Source organism: Streptomyces sp. NPDC050738 (assembly GCF_040654175.1).
Classification (GTDB): Bacteria; Actinomycetota; Actinomycetes; order Streptomycetales; family Streptomycetaceae; genus Streptomyces.
The window spans coordinates 211,431-230,292 of record NZ_JBFAHN010000005.1; the positions used below are offsets into that span (position 1 = coordinate 211,431).

An 18,862-nucleotide genomic window follows, 5' to 3' on the forward strand; every position below is an offset into this window, starting at 1 on the left:
GCATGGGCGGGTGGGTACGGCGAAGGCCCCGCACGCCCGTGGTGGGGGCGTACGGGGCCTTCGGCCACAAGAGCCTTGCGGGCGTCAGGACTTGACGGCGCCGAAGGAGGGGATGACCGAGCCGTCGGCGTACGTCTTCTCGATGTACGCCTTCACCTCGGCGGAGTTGAGCAGCTTTTCGAGCTTCTTGACGCGCGGGTCGCTCTCGTTGCCCTTCTTGACGGCGAGGAAGTTGGCGTTCGGGTTGTTGGTGCCCGACTCCAGGGCGAGGGCGTCCTCGGAGGGCTTGAGCTTCGCGGCGAGGGCGTAGTTGCCGTTGATGACCGCAGCCTTCACATCGTCCAGGGCGCGAGGCGTCTGGGCCGCCTCGATCTCCTTGAACTTCAGGCCCTTGGCGTCCTTGATGTCCGAGACGGTGGCGAGGGCGCCCGCGCCGTCCTTGAGCGTGATGATGTCGTTGGCGGCGAGCAGCTGGAGTGCGCGGCCCTCGTTGACGGCATCGTTGGGGATGGCGACGGTGTCGCCGCTCTTGAGCTCCGAGGCCTTCTCGGCCTTCTTGGAGTAGAGACCCATCGGCTCGACGTGGACGTTCTCGACACCCACGATGTGGGTGCCCTTCTTGGCGTTGAAGTCCTTGAGGTACGCGGCCGTCTGGAAGTAGTTGGCGCCGATGTCGCCGTCCTCGAGGGCGGTGTTGGGAGTCACGTAGTCCGTGTACTCCTTCACCTCCAGCTTGAGGCCGGCCTTGGCCGCGAGGTTGTCCTTGACGAACTTGAGGATGTCGGCGTGCGGGGTGGGGCTCGCGCCCACGATCAGGGCGTCGTCCGGGGACGATCCGGCCTTGTCCGAACCGCAGGCGGTCAGACCGATGGAGAGGGCCGCGACGGCGGCGACGGAGGCGGTGAGCTTGACAGAAGTACGCACGAAGAGTGCCTTTCTTGCGGATGGTGCGGGATGGATCCGCCCGGCAAAGGGTCCGGGCTCAGGGGAGTTGACGTTCTAGGAGGCGACCGGTTCGGCTTCCGCGCCGCGGGGGCGGCGGAGCAGCCGGGTCGGGGCCCGTCCGGTGCCGCGCCGGGCCAGTGCGCTCACGACGAGGTCACCGGCGAGCTGGACCAGGACCACGAGGACGACGAGCAGGGCGACCGTGACGAGCATGAAGTCGGTCTCGAAGCGCTGGTAGCCGTAACTGATCGTCAGTGCGCCGAGTCCGCCGCCGCCGACCGTGCCCGCCATGGCGGAGTAGCCGATGAGGGCGATGATCGTCGTGGTGATGCCGGAGACGAGCGAGGGCAGGGACTGCGGGAGCAGCACCTTGCGTACGACGGTCCAGGTGGAGCCGCCCATGGACTGCACGGCTTCGACCAGTCCGTGGTCCACCTCGCGCACCGCGGTCTCGACGAGCCGGGCGAAGAAGGGGATCGCGCCGATGGCGAGCGGAACAACCATCGCCTCGGCACCCAGACTGGTGCCGACGACCATCTTGGTGAAGGGGATCAGCGCCACGAGGAGGATCAGGAAGGGGAAGGACCGCGCGACGTTGACGACGAAGCCGACGACCTTGTTGACCGGAGTGTTCTGCAGCAGTCCGCCGCGGTCGGTGAGGACCAGGAACACGCCCAGAGGTGTGCCGACGGCGACGGCTATGAGTGCCGACCAGCCGACCATGTAGAGGGTGTCCCAACAACCCTCGGACAGCAGCGGCTGCATCTCGGACCAGGTCACTTGGCACCTTCCTTCACCAGCACGGGCGCGTCTTCGCCCGCCACTTCGACCTGGAGCCCCTGCTCGCGCAGGAATCCGATCGGTACGACGTTGTCCTCGAAGCGGCCGGGCAGTTCGATCCGCATCCGGCCGATCTGCTTGCCGGCGACGGTGTCCATCGCGGCGCCCAGGATGGAGATGTCGATGTTGTACGTACGGGAGAGCTGCGAGATGACCGGCTGCGTGGCGGCCTCACCGTGGAAGGTGACGTCGACGACCGTGCGGTCGGTCCCGGACGCTTCGCCGCCGACCGGGAAGAGGGTGCGCGCCAGTTCGGAGCCGGGCGTCGCGAGGATCTCGCCGACCGTGCCGGACTCGACGATGCGGCCGTGCTGCATGAGGGCGGCCGAGTCGCAGACCGTCTTGACCACGTCCATCTCGTGCGTGATGAGCAGAACGGTCAGGCCGAGCTGGCGGTTGAGGTCGCGCAGCAGGTGCAGGATCGAGCGGGTGGTCTCGGGGTCGAGTGCGCTCGTCGCCTCGTCGGAGAGCAGGACCTTCGGGTCGCCGGCCAGTGCGCGGGCGATGCCGACGCGCTGCTTCTGGCCGCCCGACAGCTGCGCCGGGTAGGACTTCGCCTTGTCGGCGAGGCCGACCAGGTCGAGGAGCTCGAGGGCCTTGCGGGTGCGTTCGCGGCCGGTGACTCCGAGGATCTCCAGCGGCAGTTCGACGTTGTCCTGCACGGTGCGCGAGGACAGCAGGTTGAAGTGCTGGAAGACCATGCCGATACGGGTGCGTGCCGCGCGCAGCTCCTTGCCGGCGCGCGGACCGCGTCCGGCGAGTGCGGTGAGGTCGACGCCGTCGACGCTCACGGTGCCGGCGGTGGGGCGCTCGAGGAGGTTGATGCAGCGGATCAGGGAGGACTTGCCGGCGCCGCTCTGGCCGATGACGCCGTACACCTCGCCCTCACGCACATGGAGGTCGACGCCGTCCAGGGCGGTGACCTCACGGCCGCGCGAGGCATAGACCTTCGTCAGGCCGGTGGTGGTGATCACAGAAATTCCGTCACTGTCGAGTGCACGGCGCGATGTCCGCCGGGCACGGGGCATTCGTCTGGAAACGCAGCACGGCCACGGCAGTTGCTACCGGGAGGCACATCGTGCGCGGGGCAGGCTCTTCGTCTCGCTTCGGGGCGCGAGGCTCAGGCCGCAAGGCTCAGGCGGGGGCCCTCAGAAGGCGCGCATTCGACACATACAGCGAGCACCGGGCGTCATCATCGCCTCGGTCGCAAGGGTGCGGCTGCTCGTCGTGGTCATGCTCGCAAGTAAACCAGACGTGAGTACGGGACAGCTGAGGATGTCCGTATAGCGGACATCCTCGTCTCACGTCAGCCGGCCGTGGTGATCTCCAGCCCACCCGCCACGACCTGCACCGATACCTCGGAGAGATCGGACAGGACGACATCGGCGACCAGCTCTGCGCGGTCGTGCGTTGTGGCCAAGGCCACGGTCGGCATACCCGCCGCGCGCCCGGCCCGCAGTCCGGCGGGGGCGTCCTCGAACACCACGCAGCGTGCCGGGTCCACGCCCAGGCGGGCGGCGCCGAGCAGATAGGGCTCGGGGTCGGGCTTGCCCCGGGTGATGTCGTCGGCCGCGATCATCACCTTGGGGGCGATGCCGACCTCGGCGAGGCGGGCTTCCGCCAGGCGGCGGCCCGCCGAGGTGACGACGGCCCAGCGGTCCGCCGGCAGCGAGGCGAGGAGCGCGGCGGTGCCGGGAAGGAGCTCGACGCCCCCGGCCACATCCGCGACTTCGAGGTCTTCGATACGGGCGAGTGCCTCGGGCACGATGTCCGCGGGCAGCAGATCGGCGACGATTTCGGCGGCGGGGCGCCCGTGCAGTCCGATCCTGGCGAAGTCGTCCGCCGTGACGCCGTACTCCTGGGCCCACTGCGTCCAGCAGCGGTTCACCGACTCCAGCGAGGAGACGAGGGTGCCGTCGTTGTCGAACAGCAGGGCATCGGCGTAGATCTTCATGGTCGTCGACCCTACGTGCGGTCGTGGGGCCGCGCGCATCGGGTCTTTCGGCCCGTAATACCCTCGACGTCATGCTTGACGCCCTCACGATCGCGGTCGCCGTCGCCGCGCTCGTACTCGCCGCCTGGTGCGGTTTCGCCGCCTACCGGGACCAGCCCACCAAGGACTGGCACTTCATCGGCATGGCCGTGGTCACCGTCCTCGCCCTGGTGCAGATGGTGATCGGCTTTGTGCAGCTCGGGCGCGGTGAGCGGCCGGAGCAGGGCACGGCGGTCTTCGTCGCCTATCTGATCGGCGCGTTCGCGGCGGTTCCCGCGGCCGGGGTGCTGTCGCTGTCCGAGCGGACCCGCTGGGGTTCGGTGACGGTCGCCGCGGGGGCCGTGGTGCTCGCCGTGCTCGAAGTACGGCTCTACGACATCTGGGGAGGCTGACGATGACCGCAGCTGAGGAGAAGCCGGCGTACCAGCTGGGCACCGGGCCCGGACGCGTCCTGGTCTGGTTCTACGGCGTCTTCACCGTCGCCGCCGCATCCCGCTCGATCGTCCAGATGATCATGGACTTCGGCAAGGCGCCGCTCGCCTACACGCTGTCGGCCGTGGCGGCCGTGGTGTACGGATTCATCACGTACTCCCTGGTGCGGGGCGGCGAGAAGGCCCGCAGGGCGGCACTGGTGTGCTGTGCCGCCGAGCTGGTCTTCGTGCTCGTCGTCGGGACCTGGACGCTGGCCGATCCGTCCGCCTTCCCGGACGCGACGGTGTGGTCGGACTACGGGATGGGGTACCTGTTCATCCCGGTGATCCTGCCGGTGCTCGGCATGCTGTGGCTGCGGAGGGCCAAGCGCTAGAGGTCGTCGGCGGCGGGCCTTGATCCGCCCCTAGGCACTCGTCGCGTACGCGCCCGACTCCGCCTCCTTCTCCAGGGTCACGATCGTCAGGGCCGGGCTCGCCTCGCGCGTGGAGATCTGGACGTAGCCGTGGCTCCGGTACAGCCGCAGGTTGTGCTCGCTGCGGTGGCCGGTGAACAGCTGGAAGCGTTTGGCCGCCGGCTCTGCGGCGAAATGGGCCTCTATGGCGTGCAGCAGCCGGCCTCCCAGGCCGTGGCGCTGCATCCGCGGATGGACGATCAGCTTGCCGATCTGCGCCGTGTTCGCGGCATCGACCTTGCCGCGCACCGATGCCACCACCTCGTCACCGAGGCGGGCCACCAGGGCGTACCCGTCGGTCAGTTCGGCCCGCAGGCCCTCCAGGGTCTGGGTCAGTGGCTCGATGGCGTAGTCGCCGTAGAGCTCTGCCTCGCTCTGATAGCACAGGTACTGGAGCTTCAGAATCTGTTCGGCGTCCTGCGCAGTTGCCGCATGGATGGTCACGCTCATGCCCATGTGTGCATGCCTCCCGCTCACCTGGTCCGCCGGTTGTCTAACGCTCCATTCCCCGGACTTCAGGAGCTGCAACCTCCGCCGCCAGCATTCTGCGCAGGCATCCCAGGCAACGGGAACGAACCGGGCCAAGACTCCCCTGTGACATTCCCAACTCCCCTGCGATCTCACGGTAGGTGGGATCCTCCGGCGCCAGCATCGCGGCCAGCAGTTCCGGACAGCGGCCCGGTGTCCTGCGCACGGCCGCGCGCACCGCGCGCCGCCTCTCCGCCGTGAGCGCGCGGTGGTCGGGGCCCGCCTCGGGCGCCGTGGACGGCTCGACGGCGTACGGGAGTTCCCGCAGGGCCTGGCGCCGGGCGCGCCGCGCCTCGGCCCGCACCGCCGAGCGCACCCAGCGCCTGGGCTCCGCCGGAGCCTGCTCCAGCAGCCGTACCCAGACGGCCTGTTCGAGGTCGGCCGCCTCGATCCCGGCCGCCGAGGCCTCGGCTGCGGCCTCGGCGGACAGAAGCGGAGTCAGTTCTTCTACGAGGTTCATGCCGGGCGGGACGCGGCGGCCGCGGGCGGCGGTTTCCGCGGGGGCCGCATCTCACCCGTACGAGAAGAGCCGGTCAACGCCGGTTGAAGTCCGCGGCGGCCAGCAGGGCCGTGTCCGCGTTGTCGGAGAAGACCCCGTCGATACCCGTCTCGAAGTACCGCTGGAAGGCGCCGAATGCGTCTCCGTAGGCGTTCGGGTCGGTCCCCTTCCTGTAGTCGGCGGGCAGGAAGCTGTTCTCGTTGCGCATCGTGTACGGATGCAGGATCAGCCCCTGCGCATGGGCGTCGCGCACCAGCGTCGTCGGCTGGGTGAGCTTCCCCGACGCGTCCTTGGGGATGATCAGGTCCAGGGTGGGCCCGATGCCCTGGGCGTACGAGGCGATCCACTTCAGCCCGGCGGGCGTGACGAGGTCGTCCACCGTGCGCGGGTCGCCCGTCGCGACGAAGTCCCACGGGCGGGTGCCCGCGCCGGAGAGCAGCACGACGCCCGGCGTCGAGACCTGCCGGGAGAGCCGCTGGATGGAGGTCGGCTCGAAGGACTGGAGGATCAGCGGGGAGTTGCGGTGGTCGCGGCCGTACTTGCGGAGCAGCTTGACCAGCGGTTCCTCCAGGCCGAGACCGATGGAGCGGAAGTAGGTGGGGTGCTTGGTCTCCACGTACAGCCAGACCGGCTTGCCGCGCTTGCGGCCCTCCTTCTCGGCCCAGCGCAGCACCTCCTCGAAGGTCGGGATGTCCCACCGTCCGTCGTAGAGCGTGTTGCGCTGCCGGTTGCCCGGGATGCGCTCCTTGGCGCGCAGCGTCTTCAGCTCGGCGAGCGTGAAGTCCTCGGTGAACCAGCCGGTGATCGCGACACCGTCGACGGTCTTGGTGGCCTTGCGCGCCGCGAACTCCGGGTGGGCGGAGACGTCCGTGGTGGCCGTGATGTCGTTCTCGTGACGGCAGACGAGGTGCCCGTCCTTGGTCGGCACCAGGTCCTGCTCGATGAGGTGCGCGCCGAGTTCGAGGGCGAGCTCGTACGAGCCGAAGGTGTGTTCCGGGCGGTACCCGGCCGTCCCGCGGTGCCCGATGACCGTCGGGTGGGGCAGTTCCTTGTACGAGGCCCCGTGGCCACCGCTGCGCTCGTCGGCTCTTGCCGCCGCCGCTGGCAGACCGAGTACGGCTGTGGAGAGCACTGCCGCTCCCAGTACGGTCCGCCGGCCGGGGTTCTTCTCCGCGCCCTGTGTCATAACCGCTCCTCGTGTGATGTCCCGCACCTGTCAAAGCGAAGTGCCCGATGGTAGGCAGCCACGCCTTACGTACGGGAGAGCGTGGACACAACACGGCGCGGCTCCCAGGTGTCGAACACATGCCTGCGAGAAGTCATGGACAACTCACCCCCTTTGACAAGCTTTCGGGGTGACCCTGCTCACCCGGTCCGATCCCTACCGAAACGGATGACACCCGGGTTGACTGGATGGAACACAGTGCAAGCGCACGTCAACACTGCGTATCCACTTGATGAACCCGATGTGCGATCGAGGAGGACGCGCGAGTATCGTCCTCACCTGCACACTTCCCGACACTCCCCGCCCGCATCCACGGCACTGCCCACGACCCCGGAGGACCCGTTGTCCCGTCTCGCGCTCATCAAGGCAGTGCTCGGACCGGTCATGCGCCTGATGTTCCGCCCCCGGGTGGAGGGCGCCGAGAACATTCCGGGGACGGGACCGGTCATCCTCGCGGGCAACCACCTCACGTTCATCGACTCGATGATCATGCCGATCTGCCTGGACCGCCGGGTCTACTTCATCGGCAAGGACGAGTACGTCACGGGCAAGGGATTCAAGGGCCGCCTCATGGCCTGGTTCTTCACCGGCGTCGGTATGATCCCGGTCGATCGCGACGGCGGACGCGGCGGTGTCGCGGCGCTGATGACGGGCCGCCAGGTGCTCGACGACGGCAAGGTCTTCTCGATCTACCCGGAGGGCACCCGCTCCCCCGACGGCCGTCTCTACCGCGGGCGCACCGGAATCGCGCGCCTGACGCTGATGACGGGCGCGCCGGTGGTGCCGTTCGCCATGATCGGTACGGACAAGATCCAGCCGGGCGGCGCAGGCGTGCCGCGCCCCGGCAAGGTCACGGTCCGCTTCGGCGAGCCGATGGAGTTCTCGCGCTACGAGGGCATGGACCGCGACCGCTATGTCCTGCGCGCGGTGACCGACTCGGTGATGGCCGAGGTCATGCGGCTCTCCGGCCAGGAGTACGTCGACATGTACGCCACCAAGGCCAAGGCCGCCTGAGGCAGAGGGAATTCACCGAAGGGCCGCACCCCGGTCGGGGGTGCGGCCCTTCGGCGTACGACGGCTTTGTCTACGATTCCAGCTTCTGGCCCCGCAGCAGGAACCAGGCGGCGATCGCCGTGGCGAACAGCACCCCGGCGCCCACACCCGCCGCTGTCTGGAAACCGTCGGTGAACGCTCCCTGGGCGGAGGAGATCAGGGCCGCTCCCTGGTCGGCGGGGAGTTGCGCCGCCGACTCGACCGCCCCGCCGAGCGAGTCGCGGGCCGCGTCCGCGGTGTCGGCGGGGACTCCGGCCGGGACGGTGAAGCCCCGGTAGATGCCGGTCACCACGGTGCCGAGCAGGGCGATGCCGAGGGCCGCGCCCAGTTCGTACGCCGTCTCGGAGACCGCGGAGGCCGCGCCCGCCTGTTCCTTGGGAACGCTGGAGAGGATGACGTCGGCGGTGACGGTGAAGGCGAGACCCGCGCCCAGACCGCCGAGGAAGAGCGCGGCACCCAGGGCGAAGATGCCGGTGGAGGCGCTGAGCGCCATACAGGCGGCCAGTGCGAAGCCGACCGCGGCGAGTCCGCCGGAGACCGCGCTGCGCACCGATGCCCGCCGGGCGATGTACCCGGCCGCCAGCCCCGCGCCCACCGCACCGACCGCTGCGGGCAGTTCGATCAGTCCTGCCTGGAGCGGCGAGCGCATCTGCACCAGTTGGAGGAACTGCGAGAGGAAGAAGACCAGTCCGGAGAGGCCGAGGATGGTCAGCAGATCGGCCAGTACGGCTCCTGAGAACCCCCGGTGGTGGAAGAGCCGCATGTCGAGCAGCGGTGATCTGAGCGTCAACTGCCGCCTGACGAACCAGAGCAGGGCGGCGAGGCCGACCACCGCGGATGCGGCGATGTCCCAGCGGAAGCCGTCCACCGCCGCCTCCTTCACGGCATAGACGACGGCGACCATGCCGACCAGGGAGAGCACGACGCTGATGAGGTCCCACGGTCCCGGGTTCGGGTCGCGCGACTCCGGCAGCAGCTTGATGCCGACGACGACCAGGACAGCCATCACCGGAAGGTTGATCAGGAAGACCGATCCCCACCAGAAGTTCTCCAGGAGGAATCCGCCGACCACCGGACCGACCGCGGCGCCGGCGGAGGCCGCGGCACCCCAGATGCCGACGGCGAGGCTGCGCTCCTTGGGGTCGTGGAAGATGTTGCGGATCAGCGCGAGGGTCGAGGGCATGAGGGTCGCGCCGGCGACACCGAGCAGCGCCCGCGCGGCGATCATCATCTCGGGGCTCGATGCGTACGCATTCAGTACGGAGACCGCGCCGAAGGCGACGGCGCCGACGAGCAGCAGTTTCTTGCGGCCGATCCGGTCGCCGAGGCTGCCCATGGAGACGAGCAGACCCGCGATGACGAACGAGTAGACGTCACCGATCCAGAGCAGCTGGGTGCCGGACGGCTTGAGGTCCTCGCTGAGGAAGGGCGTGGCGAGTCCGAGCACCGTCGCGTCGACGGCGACCAGCAGCACGGCGAGTACGAGCACGGCGAGCGCCAGCCAGCGGCCGGGGCTGCGCAGTGCCTCGCTGTCGTTGGCCCGCTGATCTGTGCTGGTCATTGCTCCACGCTCCGTCGTGCGCCGCCGAGCAGCAACTCGGCGATCATGTACTGGAAGTCCTTGGGGGCGACCCGGCCGTCCTGAATGGCCCAGGCGCAGCTGCCGATCAGTCCGTACAGCGCCTCGGTGAGCCAGGCGGGGGTCAGATCGATCCGGAACTCGCCCTGTTCCTGGCCCCTCTTGAAGAGGGTGGCGACGCGGGCGTCGAGCCGGGCCCAGCCGTCGTTTATCTGCGCACCCTCGAACAGCTGGTTCTCGGTGACAAGGAAGGCGAGCAGACCGGCGACGGGCTCCACCTCGCCGATGAGCCGTCGCAGGGCGTCGCCCGCGGGGCCCTCGTCGAGCCGGGCCGCGCCGATGGCGGCCTCGAACTCCTGGATCCCCAGATTCTCCAGGGCCCTGACCAGGGCTTCGCGGCCGGCGAAGTGGCGGTGCAGGGTGGCGCGGCCGATCCCCGCCGCCTTGGCGACTTCGTCCATGGTGGACGTCGCCTTGCGGGTGAGAAGGACGGCGGCGGCGCGCAGCACCTGGTCCCGGTCGACTGTCATGAGACAACCATAGCCCGAATGAGACACTGATGTCTCACACATGCTCCGGCAGCCCCACCGTCAAGCCCCTCGGGCAAGGGAGGGCAGGGCCCTGTCCCCGCCGGGCCGCGCAGGAGATATCTTGATGTCAAGCAATGTTGCAGACCTGGAGCGGAGCACCCGGTGACTGACTCGACCATCATCTATACGCACACCGACGAGGCCCCGGCCCTGGCGACGTATTCGTTCCTGCCCGTGGTCGAGGCCTACGCCTCGACGGCAGGTGTCACCGTCGAGAGCCGTGACATCTCCCTGGCCGGACGCATCATCTCCAGCTTCCCCGAGCGTCTCCAGGAGAACCAGCGCATCGAGGACGCCCTCGCCGAGCTCGGCGAGCTGGCCAAGACGCCCGGCGCCAACATCATCAAGCTTCCGAACATCTCGGCCTCCGTCCCGCAGCTGAAGGCAGCCGTCGCCGAGCTCCAGGCGCAGGGCTACGCGCTCCCGGACTACCCCGAGGACCCGAAGTCCGACGAGGACAAGGACGTCCGCGCCCGTTACGACAAGGTCAAGGGCAGCGCCGTCAACCCGGTCCTGCGCGAGGGCAACTCCGACCGCCGCGCCCCCGCTTCGGTCAAGAACTACGCCAAGACGCACCCGCACCGCATGGGCGCCTGGACGGCCGACTCCAAGACCAATGTCGCCACCATGGGCGAGAACGACTTCCGTTCCACCGAGAAGTCCGCGGTCATCACCGAGGCCGGTTCGCTCCGCATCGAGCTCTCCGGGGACGACGGCTCCACCACCGTCCTGCGTGAGTCCGTACCCGTCCTCGCGAACGAGGTCGTCGACGCCTCCGTGCTGCGTGTCGCCGCCCTGCGCGAGTTCCTCACCGCGCAGATCGCCCGCGCGAAGGAGGAGGACATCCTCTTCTCCGTGCACCTCAAGGCCACGATGATGAAGGTCTCCGACCCGATCATCTTCGGTCACGTGGTGCGCGCCTTCTTCCCGAAGACCTTCGCCGCCCACGGCGAGACGCTGGCCACCGCCGGTCTCACCCCGAACGACGGTCTCGGCGGCATCCTCAAGGGACTCGAGGCGCTGCCCGAGGGCGCGGCCATCAAGGCTTCCTTCGAGGCCGAGCTCGCCGAGGGCCCCGAGCTGGCGATGGTCGACTCCGACAAGGGCATCACCAACCTGCACGTCCCGAGCGACGTCATCGTCGACGCGTCGATGCCGGCCATGATCCGCACGTCGGGCCACATGTGGGGCCCGGACGGCGGCGAGGCCGACACCCTGGCCGTCCTCCCGGACTCCAGCTACTCCGGCGTCTACCAGGTCGTCATCGACGACTGCCGCGCGCACGGCGCCTTCGACCCCTCGACCATGGGCTCCGTCCCGAACGTCGGTCTGATGGCGCAGAAGGCCGAGGAGTACGGCAGCCACGACAAGACCTTCGAGATCCAGACCACGGGTACGGTGCGGGTCGTCGACGCCGCCGGCAACGTCGTCCTCGAGCAGACGGTCGGCGCCGGTGACATCTTCCGCATGTGCCAGACCAAGGACCTCCCCATCCAGGACTGGGTCAAGCTCGCCGTCACCCGCGCCCGAGCGACCGGCGTCCCGGCCGTGTTCTGGCTGGACGAGACGCGCGCGCACGACGCGACGCTGATCGCCAAGGTCAAGACGTACCTCGCCGAGCACGACACCGAGGGCCTGCAGATCGAGATCCTCTCCCCCGTCGAGGCGACCGCCTTCTCGCTGGAGCGCATCCGCCGCGGCGAGGACACCATTTCGGTGACCGGCAACGTGCTGCGTGACTACCTCACCGACCTGTTCCCGATCCTGGAGCTCGGCACCAGCGCCAAGATGCTCTCGGTGGTCCCGCTGATGAACGGCGGCGGCCTCTTCGAGACGGGCGCCGGCGGCTCCGCCCCGAAGCACGTCCAGCAGCTGGTCAAGGAGAACTACCTGCGCTGGGACAGCCTGGGCGAGTTCCTCGCGCTCGCGGTGAGCTTCGAGCACCTCGCGCAGACCACGGGCAACGCGCGCGCCCAGGTGCTCGCCGACACCCTGGACCGGGCGACCGCGACCTTCCTCAACGAGGACAAGTCGCCGAGCCGTCGCCTCGGTGGCATCGACAACCGCGGCAGCCACTTCTACCTCTCCCTGTACTGGGCGCAGGAGCTGGCGCAGCAGTCGGACGACGCGGCGCTCGCCGAGTCCTTCGCCTCGCTGGCCAAGACCCTGGCCGAGCAGGAGGAGACCATCGTCGCCGAGCTGATCGCGGTCCAGGGCTCGCCCGCCGAGATCGGTGGCTACTTCCAGCCCGACCCGGCCAAGGCGGCCGCGATCATGCGCCCGTCGGCCACGTTCAACCAGGCCATCGCGACGCTCGCCTGACCTCACGCCGTACGTCACCGCCCCGGTCGGACCTCGGTCTCGCCGGGGCGGTTCCGTTTGTCTCCGCTTGTCTCCTTCTCCGCGCGCGGAACGCGCCGCCCGGTGTTACGACTGGGTCATGTGTTTCGTCGTCCTGCTCGGAGCATTCGCACCGCGTCTGGCTCTGCTCTTCCTGTGGCTGTTCACCAACATGGTGACCCGGCCCTTCGACAGCTGGATCGTGCCGCTGATCGGGCTGGCCTTCCTGCCGTTCACGACGCTGATGTACGTGCTCTCCTGGAGCCCCGTCTTCCATGTCAGCGGCATCGGCTGGCTGTTCGTCATCCTCGGGCTGCTGCTCGACCTCGGCAATTACGCGGGCGGCAAGCGCGCCAGGAGCTGACGTACGGCGAAGGGCCCGGACGCGGTCGCGTCCGGGCCCTCAGCTGTTTCCGTACGGGCTACTTCTTGTCCTTGGCGGTCGCCCAGGCGTGCTGGATGATCAAGTTCGCCTTCATCTCGACCATCTGGGTCCGGACCGCCGAGGGTGCCGTACCGCCGCGGCCGCTGCGCGAGGCGAGGGCGCCGGGAACGTTGAGCACCGTACGCACCTCGGGTGTCAGATGCTCCGAGATCTTCGCGAACTGCTCGTCGGTGAGCTGGTCGAGCTCGATCCCGTGCTGCTCGCACACCTTGACGCACTCGCCCGCGACCTCGTGCGCGACACGGAACGGCACTCCCTGCTTGACCAGCCACTCGGCGACGTCGGTGGCGAGCGAGAAGCCGGCCGGGGCCAGTTCCTCCATGCGCTCGCGGTGGACGGTCAGGGTGGCCATCATGCCGGTGAAGGCGGGCAGCAGGAGCTCGAGCTGGTCGCAGGAGTCGAAGACCGGCTCCTTGTCCTCCTGCAGGTCGCGGTTGTACGCGAGCGGGAGCGCCTTCAGCGTCGCCATGAGTCCGGTGAGGTTGCCGATGAGACGGCCCGACTTGCCGCGCGCCAGCTCCGCGATGTCGGGGTTCTTCTTCTGCGGCATGATCGAGGAGCCGGTCGAGAAGGCGTCGTGCAGGGTGACGAAGGAGAACTCCTTCGTGTTCCAGATGATGACCTCCTCCGCGATCCGGGAGAGGTTGACGCCGATCATCGCGGTGATGAAGGTGAACTCGGCGACGAAGTCGCGCGAGGCCGTGCCGTCGATGGAGTTGCCGACCGAACCGTGCTCGAAACCGAGGTCCGCGGCGACCGCCTCCGGGTCCAGGCCGAGCGAGGAACCCGCCAACGCACCGGATCCGTAAGGGGATACGGCCGTCCGGTCGTCCCACTGCCGCAGCCGCTCCGCGTCCCGGGACAGCGCCTGGACATGGGCCAGGACATGGTGGGCGAAGAGCACCGGCTGGGCGTGCTGGAGGTGGGTGCGGCCCGGCATGGCGACGTCCTTGTGGGCCTCGGCGAGGCCGACCAGGGCGTCCTGGAGGTCGGCGATCAGACCGCCGATGGTCCGGGCGTGGTCGCGCAGGTACATCCGGAAGAGTGTCGCGACCTGGTCGTTGCGAGACCGGCCGGCCCGCAGCTTGCCGCCGAGGTCGGCGCCGAGCCGCTCCAGGAGACCGCGTTCCAGGGCGGTGTGCACGTCCTCGTCGGCGACGGTGCCGACGAACGTACCGGCGTCGACGTCCGTCTCCAGCTGGTCGAGGCCCGCGAGCATACGGGTCAGTTCGTCCGCGGTGAGCAGGTCCGCCTTGTGGAGCACGCGGGCGTGGGCGCGGGAGCCCGCGATGTCGTACGGAGCGAGCCGCCAGTCGAAGTGGACGGAGGCGGACAGCTTGGCCAGCGCCTCGGCCGGACCGTCGGCGAAGCGTGCGCCCCAGAGCCTGACGTCACCGGTGTTGCTGCTCACAGCGGGTTCCTCCGTACGATGCATTCAACGATAGGCATAACTATGCACTCCTCCGTATGTTTCGTCAATTCCACGGAGTGGGACGGTCGATCACCCGGGACCCCGAGGGCGGACAATCCCAGGCATGGGAAAGACGTATGAGCGCATAGACGGACGACTGCGCGCCTTCATCGAGGCGCAGCACATATTCTTCACCGCGACCGCGCCCCTGTCGGGCGACGGCACGGTCAACCTCTCCCCCAAGGGCCTCAACGGATCGTTCGCCGTGCTCGACGAACTCACCGTGGCCTACCTCGACTTCGCCGGCAGCAACGCGGAGACCGTGGCCCACCTCCGCGAGAACGGGCGGATCACTCTGATGTGGTGCGCCTTCGACGGTCCGCCGACCATCGTGCGCGTGCACGGCCGCGGCGAGCCGGTCTTCCGCGACAACCCGCGCTTCCCGGAGCTGCTCGCCCGCTTCCCCGGCATCGACACGTCCCGCAACGGGCTGCGCGCCATCATCGTCGTCACCGCCGAGCTGGTCAGGGACACCTGTGGCTACGCCGTGCCCTTCATGTCGTACGACGAGGACCGTGATCTGCACGGCCAGTACTTCGCGCGCCGGGACGACGCCGAGCTGGACGCGTACTTCCAGAAGAAGGAGTACATCGCGACCAGCATCGACGGCCTCCCGGGACTGCCGCTTCCGCTGCCGCCCACTCCCCCGGCCGCCGAGCAGTCGGTGTAGGGACCACATAACGAGACGCGGTTGCGCGGCGGTAGGGCGGAGGCGTTGCATCGCGCCGTGCAGACTGATCAAGCGATACCCCGTACCGCCCCCGACTCCACCGACCGCGCGGCCCGCCGCGCGGTCACCGTCTTCCCGGTCCTCGTCCTCGCCGCGGGGGCGGCGGGCCTGGCCACCCCGGACACCTTCGCGGGGTGGAAGACCTCCGTCCCGTACCTCCTGGGCGTCGTCATGTTCTGCATGGGACTGACGATGACCGCCGTGGACTTCCAGGGCGTGATGAAGCGCCCGTGGGCCGTCGGGCTCGGTCTGGTCGCCCATTACGTGATCATGCCGGGCCTGGGCTGGCTCATCGCCCACGCGCTGAATCTCTCGCCCCAACTGGCCGCCGGCGTCATCCTGGTGGGCTGCGCTCCCAGCGGCACGGCGTCCAATGTCGTCACGTATCTCGCGCGCGGTGACGTGGCCCTGTCCGTCTCGGTGGCCACCGTCTCGACCGTCCTGGCGCCGCTGGTCACTCCGCCGCTGACGTTGCTGCTCGCGGGCGAGTACCTGCACGTCGACGCGGGCGCGATGGTGACCGACATCCTCAAGACCGTGCTGCTGCCCGTCCTCGCGGGTCTGGCCGTACGGTACTTCGCCGGCCGGTACGTCGACCGGGTGCTCAGCGCCCTGCCCTGGCTCTCGGCCGCCGCCATCGCCGTCATCGTGGTGATCGTGGTCTCGGGCAGCGCGGCGGCGATCAAGTCCGCGGCGGCCATGGTGCTGCTGGCCGTCGTCCTGCACAACGGCCTCGGCCTGCTGCTCGGTTACGGTGCCGGCAAGGCGGCCCGGCTCGGGAAGCCCGCGAGCCGGGCGATGGCGTTCGAGGTCGGGATGCAGAACTCCGGTCTGGCCGCCTCGCTCGCCACCGCCCACTTCAGCCCGCTCGCCGCCCTGCCCGCGGCAATCTTCTCGGTCTGGCACAACGTGTCGGGGGCGCTGGTCGCCGCCTGGATGTCGTACCGGGCCAGAAAGACCGAGGCTGCTGCCTAGGCTGCGTTCGGGCCCACGTCCGCCGGGGTGAGCGGGCGGTAGAGGGCGGTTGCGGTGGAGTACTCGTCGCAGCCGACGTCTCTGGTGGTGCCGCGCGGGTCGCCCTGGATGTCGTAGGCCAGGGGCGGCATGGACTGCGCGGGCTGGAAGGTGGCCTGGCCGATCGCCGGGCTGCCGGCCGAGAGGCGGGCGATGCCGTCCGAGCCGGTCACCAGCTTCGGGTCGGTGCGGGTGTAGGTGGCGGCGGGGATGTTTCCGTCGGTGGCCGCGCCGAAGAGGATGTTGCTCTGCCAGGTGAAGCGGACCGTGGTCGCCATCGCCACCAGCGTGCCCGAGTCGCCGACGAGCAGGTTGTCCGCGACCACGCAGTCGCGCGGCTCCTCGGTGCGCTGGGGCTCGCCCGCGAGGGTTTTGGCGTTGTTCCGCAGGGTGTTGTGCACGACGGTCACCCCGTCGGGTGCGTCGTTGCCGGTCCGGGAAGTGGACGGCTCGCCGGGCAGGTGGTCGCGTTCGGAGCCGCTGCCGATGATCAGGGCCGTTCCGGAGAGGCCGGAGACGTAGTTGTTGGCGATCACGTGGTTGTTTCCGTAGATACGTATCCCCTCCTCGCCGTCGAGGATCCAGTTGCTGTCGACCGTGGTGCTGTTGCCGTGCCGCAGGACGATGCCGCCCTTGCTGTCACGGATCGTGTTGCGGCGGACGAAGTTCCCGGACGACTTCACCGAGATGGCCTCGGGGTCTCCGTTGCACCGCTCGAAGAGGTTCAGTTCGACCGTGGCGCCCGCGGTGGAGAGCGCGTACGGGCTCACGCCCAGACGGATCGGCTCGCCGCCGTTGTCGCCGGTGAAGGAGTGGTCGGAGAAGTAGTTCTTGAAGATGACGACGCCCGTGGCGATGTCACCGTCGCCGTTGACCGGGGGCTCCCCCTCCACCCCGAGCATGATGCCCAGCTGGGACTTGTTGTGGAAGTGGTTGCGGTCGATCTTGCTGTCGTTGCCCCGGATCATGACCCAGTGCAGACCGCTGATGTCGGCGAGCTGGAAGTCGTTGCGGGTGAGGCGGATGCCGGTGCAGCTCGTCGGGACCTCCAGCGTGGTGCTCTGCCGGAAGGCGAAGCCGGAGATCGTGACCCAGGAGGAGTCGGAGAAGACGAAGCTCTGCTTCCCGGTGAGGACGACGCCGCCGCGCGACTGCGCGACGATCGTGATCGGGACGTCCTTGTTCGTGCCGTGCCTGCCCTGGACGGTGATCGGGGCGCTGTCCGGTACGGCGTAGGTGCCGTTGGCCACGGTGATCACATCGCCGGGTCCCGCGGTATTGATCGCGGTCTGCAGGGCGGTCAGCGAGGTGACCGTCTTCGACGTCGCCGCCCGGGCGTTGACGGTCGGAAGCGCGGCCGCGGTGATGCCGAGTGCGGTGCCGGTGAGGAAGGTGCGTCGTTGCATAATGCCTCCACAGTGCTGAGCGGACGGGTCAGTTGAGGAAGAGCTCGATGACGGGGACGGGCGTTTCCGGCCGCCGTACGGGCAGTTGGAGCGTGAGCGTGCCGGCCGGCTGGCCTCCCATCCGGGTGTTCTGGGCGGGCAGGGAGGGGTCCACCTCGATGCGTACGATCTCCGAGGCGTCGCCGAGCAGCTGCGCGTACCGCACCCGGCCCGCGAGTCCGGGCAGGTGCACATGGCGCAGCGGCCAGTTGAAGAGGTGCAGATAGAGGCGGTCGCCGCGCTGGGTGTAGCGGCAGTCGGCAGGCGGCTGGTGCGGGGAGGGGCCGCAGCCTCGTACGGACCTCTCGTGCAGGTCCATCCACCGGCCGATCTCGGCCAGGGTGTCCACGGCGCGCGGGTCGAAGTCGCCGCGTCCGGTGGGGCCGACGTTCAGGAGCAGGTTGCCGTCCTTGGACACCCCGTCGACCAGCATCCTGATCAGCAGGTCGGCGCTCTTGAAGTCGACGTTGTCGCGGTCGTAGCCCCAACTGCCGTTCAGGGTCTGGCAGGCCTCCCAGACCACCGGGCGGCCGTTCTCGGTCATCGGTCCCGAGGGCTGGTACTGCTCGGGGGTGATGAAGTCGCCGGGTATGCCGGTCCGGTCGTTGACCAGGATGTCCGGCTGAAGCTCACGGACGAGGTCGAGCAGTGCGGGCGCGTCCCAGTCGTCGGCGCCCTTGCCGCCCCACCATTCCTCGCGGCCGGCGTAGGAGAAGTCGAAGAAGAGGTAGTCGATCGTGCCGTAGGAGGTGAGCAACTCCCTTACCTGGCCGTGCAGATACGTCCGGTACTCGGCGATGTCCCGGTCTGCGGCCGCCTCGATGAACGCGGCGTCGTCGCGCTGCGGGTGCGTGCCGTCGACGGGGAAGGAGGGGTGATGCCAGTCGATGAGGGAGTAGTAGAAGCCGACCTTGAGACCCTCGGCGCGGCAGGCGTCGACGAAGGGGCCGAGCAGATCGCGGCCGTACGGCGTGTTGGTGACCTTGTAGTCGGTCAGCGCGCTGTCCCAGAGGCAGAAGCCGTCGTGGTGCTTGGTGGTGAGGACGACGTACCGCATGCCGGCGGCCTTCGCCGTCTTCGCCCACGCGGCGGGGTCGTAGCGGTCGGGGTCGAAGTGGTCGAAGTAGACCTGGTACTGGTCGTCGGTCAGCCGCTCGCGGTTCTTGACCCACTCGTGCCGGGCCGGGAGCGCGTACAGACCCCAGTGGACGAACAGGCCGAAGCGGTCATGGGTGAACCAGGTGGTGTCGCTGCGCGCACGCAAGGCGCTGCTCCTTAAGTG

The 18,862-nt window shown here is 69.0% G+C and carries 19 protein-coding genes; 7 read left to right on the plus strand and 12 right to left on the minus strand.

The window, feature by feature from the left end; genetic code table 11:
- Window positions 1–84 precede the first annotated feature (84 nt).
- From AB0H78_RS15365 to AB0H78_RS15380, 4 genes are all read right to left on the minus strand, one after another.
- Complete coding sequence (locus AB0H78_RS15365) at window positions 85–924, minus strand: MetQ/NlpA family ABC transporter substrate-binding protein (RefSeq protein WP_363234862.1); 840 nt, start codon at window positions 922–924, stop codon at window positions 85–87.
- Between the two features lie 75 nt (window positions 925–999).
- On the minus strand, window positions 1,000–1,725 hold the full coding sequence (locus AB0H78_RS15370; RefSeq protein ID WP_363234863.1) for a methionine ABC transporter permease: 726 nt from the start codon (window positions 1,723–1,725) through the stop codon (window positions 1,000–1,002).
- Complete coding sequence (locus AB0H78_RS15375; protein WP_363234864.1) at window positions 1,722–2,759, minus strand: ATP-binding cassette domain-containing protein; 1,038 nt, start codon at window positions 2,757–2,759, stop codon at window positions 1,722–1,724. The genes AB0H78_RS15370 and AB0H78_RS15375 overlap by 4 nt, the downstream gene beginning before the upstream one ends.
- Window positions 2,760–3,091: 332 nt before the next feature.
- Window positions 3,092–3,739: an HAD family hydrolase gene (locus tag AB0H78_RS15380; RefSeq protein ID WP_363234865.1), complete on the minus strand. Its 648-nt coding sequence runs from the start codon at window positions 3,737–3,739 to the stop codon at window positions 3,092–3,094.
- A gap of 71 nt (window positions 3,740–3,810) precedes the next feature.
- Here AB0H78_RS15380 and AB0H78_RS15385 point away from each other — a divergent pair, with 71 nt between their 5' ends.
- Together AB0H78_RS15385 and AB0H78_RS15390 are read left to right on the plus strand one after the other, a co-directional pair.
- Window positions 3,811–4,170 carry a hypothetical protein gene (locus AB0H78_RS15385; protein ID WP_363234866.1) on the plus strand — a complete coding sequence of 120 codons (360 nt, stop codon included), beginning with the start codon at window positions 3,811–3,813 and terminating at the stop codon, window positions 4,168–4,170.
- A gap of 2 nt (window positions 4,171–4,172) precedes the next feature.
- Entirely contained in the window at window positions 4,173–4,583 is a 411-nt protein-coding gene (locus AB0H78_RS15390; protein ID WP_363234867.1) for a hypothetical protein, read from the plus strand.
- A gap of 30 nt (window positions 4,584–4,613) precedes the next feature.
- Here AB0H78_RS15390 and AB0H78_RS15395 read toward each other — a convergent pair whose 3' ends face one another.
- The 3 genes from AB0H78_RS15395 to AB0H78_RS15405 form a co-directional block, all read right to left on the minus strand.
- Window positions 4,614–5,117, minus strand: a complete 504-nt coding sequence (locus tag AB0H78_RS15395) for a GNAT family N-acetyltransferase (RefSeq protein WP_363234868.1) — start codon at window positions 5,115–5,117, stop codon at window positions 4,614–4,616.
- Between the two features lie 37 nt (window positions 5,118–5,154).
- Window positions 5,155–5,649 carry a sigma-70 family RNA polymerase sigma factor gene (locus AB0H78_RS15400; RefSeq protein ID WP_363234869.1) on the minus strand — a complete coding sequence of 165 codons (495 nt, stop codon included), beginning with the start codon at window positions 5,647–5,649 and terminating at the stop codon, window positions 5,155–5,157.
- A 73-nt stretch (window positions 5,650–5,722) separates the two neighbouring features.
- Window positions 5,723–6,874, minus strand: coding sequence for a glycerophosphodiester phosphodiesterase (locus AB0H78_RS15405; RefSeq protein WP_363234870.1), 1,152 nt, complete (start codon window positions 6,872–6,874; stop codon window positions 5,723–5,725).
- 381 nt (window positions 6,875–7,255) lie between these two features.
- On the opposite strand from AB0H78_RS15405, the gene AB0H78_RS15410 reads away from it, so the two are divergent.
- Window positions 7,256–7,927 (plus strand): lysophospholipid acyltransferase family protein, encoded by a 672-nt coding sequence (locus tag AB0H78_RS15410; RefSeq protein ID WP_363234871.1) that lies wholly within the window; start codon window positions 7,256–7,258, stop codon window positions 7,925–7,927.
- Window positions 7,928–7,997: 70 nt separating this feature from the next.
- Here the strand turns inward: AB0H78_RS15410 and AB0H78_RS15415 are convergent, their stop codons facing one another.
- Window positions 7,998–9,527: an MFS transporter gene (locus AB0H78_RS15415; protein ID WP_363234872.1), complete on the minus strand. Its 1,530-nt coding sequence runs from the start codon at window positions 9,525–9,527 to the stop codon at window positions 7,998–8,000.
- Window positions 9,524–10,075 carry a helix-turn-helix domain-containing protein gene (locus AB0H78_RS15420; RefSeq protein ID WP_363234873.1) on the minus strand — a complete coding sequence of 184 codons (552 nt, stop codon included), beginning with the start codon at window positions 10,073–10,075 and terminating at the stop codon, window positions 9,524–9,526. Before AB0H78_RS15420 ends, AB0H78_RS15415 begins: the two co-directional genes overlap by 4 nt.
- Window positions 10,076–10,237: 162 nt before the next feature.
- Between AB0H78_RS15420 and AB0H78_RS15425 the strand changes: the two genes are divergently transcribed.
- The gene (locus AB0H78_RS15425) at window positions 10,238–12,457 is read left to right on the plus strand and encodes an NADP-dependent isocitrate dehydrogenase (RefSeq protein WP_363234874.1); all 2,220 of its coding nucleotides are present in this window, start codon (window positions 10,238–10,240) and stop codon (window positions 12,455–12,457) included.
- A 118-nt stretch (window positions 12,458–12,575) separates the two neighbouring features.
- Window positions 12,576–12,839, plus strand: coding sequence for a hypothetical protein (locus AB0H78_RS15430; protein ID WP_363234875.1), 264 nt, complete (start codon window positions 12,576–12,578; stop codon window positions 12,837–12,839).
- A 58-nt stretch (window positions 12,840–12,897) separates the two neighbouring features.
- Here AB0H78_RS15430 and argH read toward each other — a convergent pair whose 3' ends face one another.
- Entirely contained in the window at window positions 12,898–14,331 is a 1,434-nt protein-coding gene (gene argH / locus AB0H78_RS15435; protein WP_363234876.1) for an argininosuccinate lyase, read from the minus strand.
- A gap of 124 nt (window positions 14,332–14,455) precedes the next feature.
- Here argH and AB0H78_RS15440 point away from each other — a divergent pair, with 124 nt between their 5' ends.
- Both AB0H78_RS15440 and AB0H78_RS15445 read left to right on the plus strand, forming a co-directional pair.
- Complete coding sequence (locus AB0H78_RS15440) at window positions 14,456–15,061, plus strand: pyridoxamine 5'-phosphate oxidase family protein (RefSeq protein ID WP_363234877.1); 606 nt, start codon at window positions 14,456–14,458, stop codon at window positions 15,059–15,061.
- 57 nt (window positions 15,062–15,118) lie between these two features.
- Window positions 15,119–16,096: a bile acid:sodium symporter family protein gene (locus tag AB0H78_RS15445; protein WP_363234878.1), complete on the plus strand. Its 978-nt coding sequence runs from the start codon at window positions 15,119–15,121 to the stop codon at window positions 16,094–16,096.
- On the opposite strand, the gene AB0H78_RS15450 is transcribed toward AB0H78_RS15445, so the two are convergent.
- Together AB0H78_RS15450 and AB0H78_RS15455 are read right to left on the minus strand one after the other, a co-directional pair.
- Window positions 16,093–17,541, minus strand: coding sequence for a polysaccharide lyase 6 family protein (locus AB0H78_RS15450; protein WP_363234879.1), 1,449 nt, complete (start codon window positions 17,539–17,541; stop codon window positions 16,093–16,095). The genes AB0H78_RS15445 and AB0H78_RS15450 overlap by 4 nt on opposite strands.
- Window positions 17,542–17,569: 28 nt before the next feature.
- Window positions 17,570–18,844 (minus strand): alpha-L-fucosidase, encoded by a 1,275-nt coding sequence (locus tag AB0H78_RS15455; protein ID WP_363234880.1) that lies wholly within the window; start codon window positions 18,842–18,844, stop codon window positions 17,570–17,572.
- Window positions 18,845–18,862: the final 18 nt, after the last annotated feature.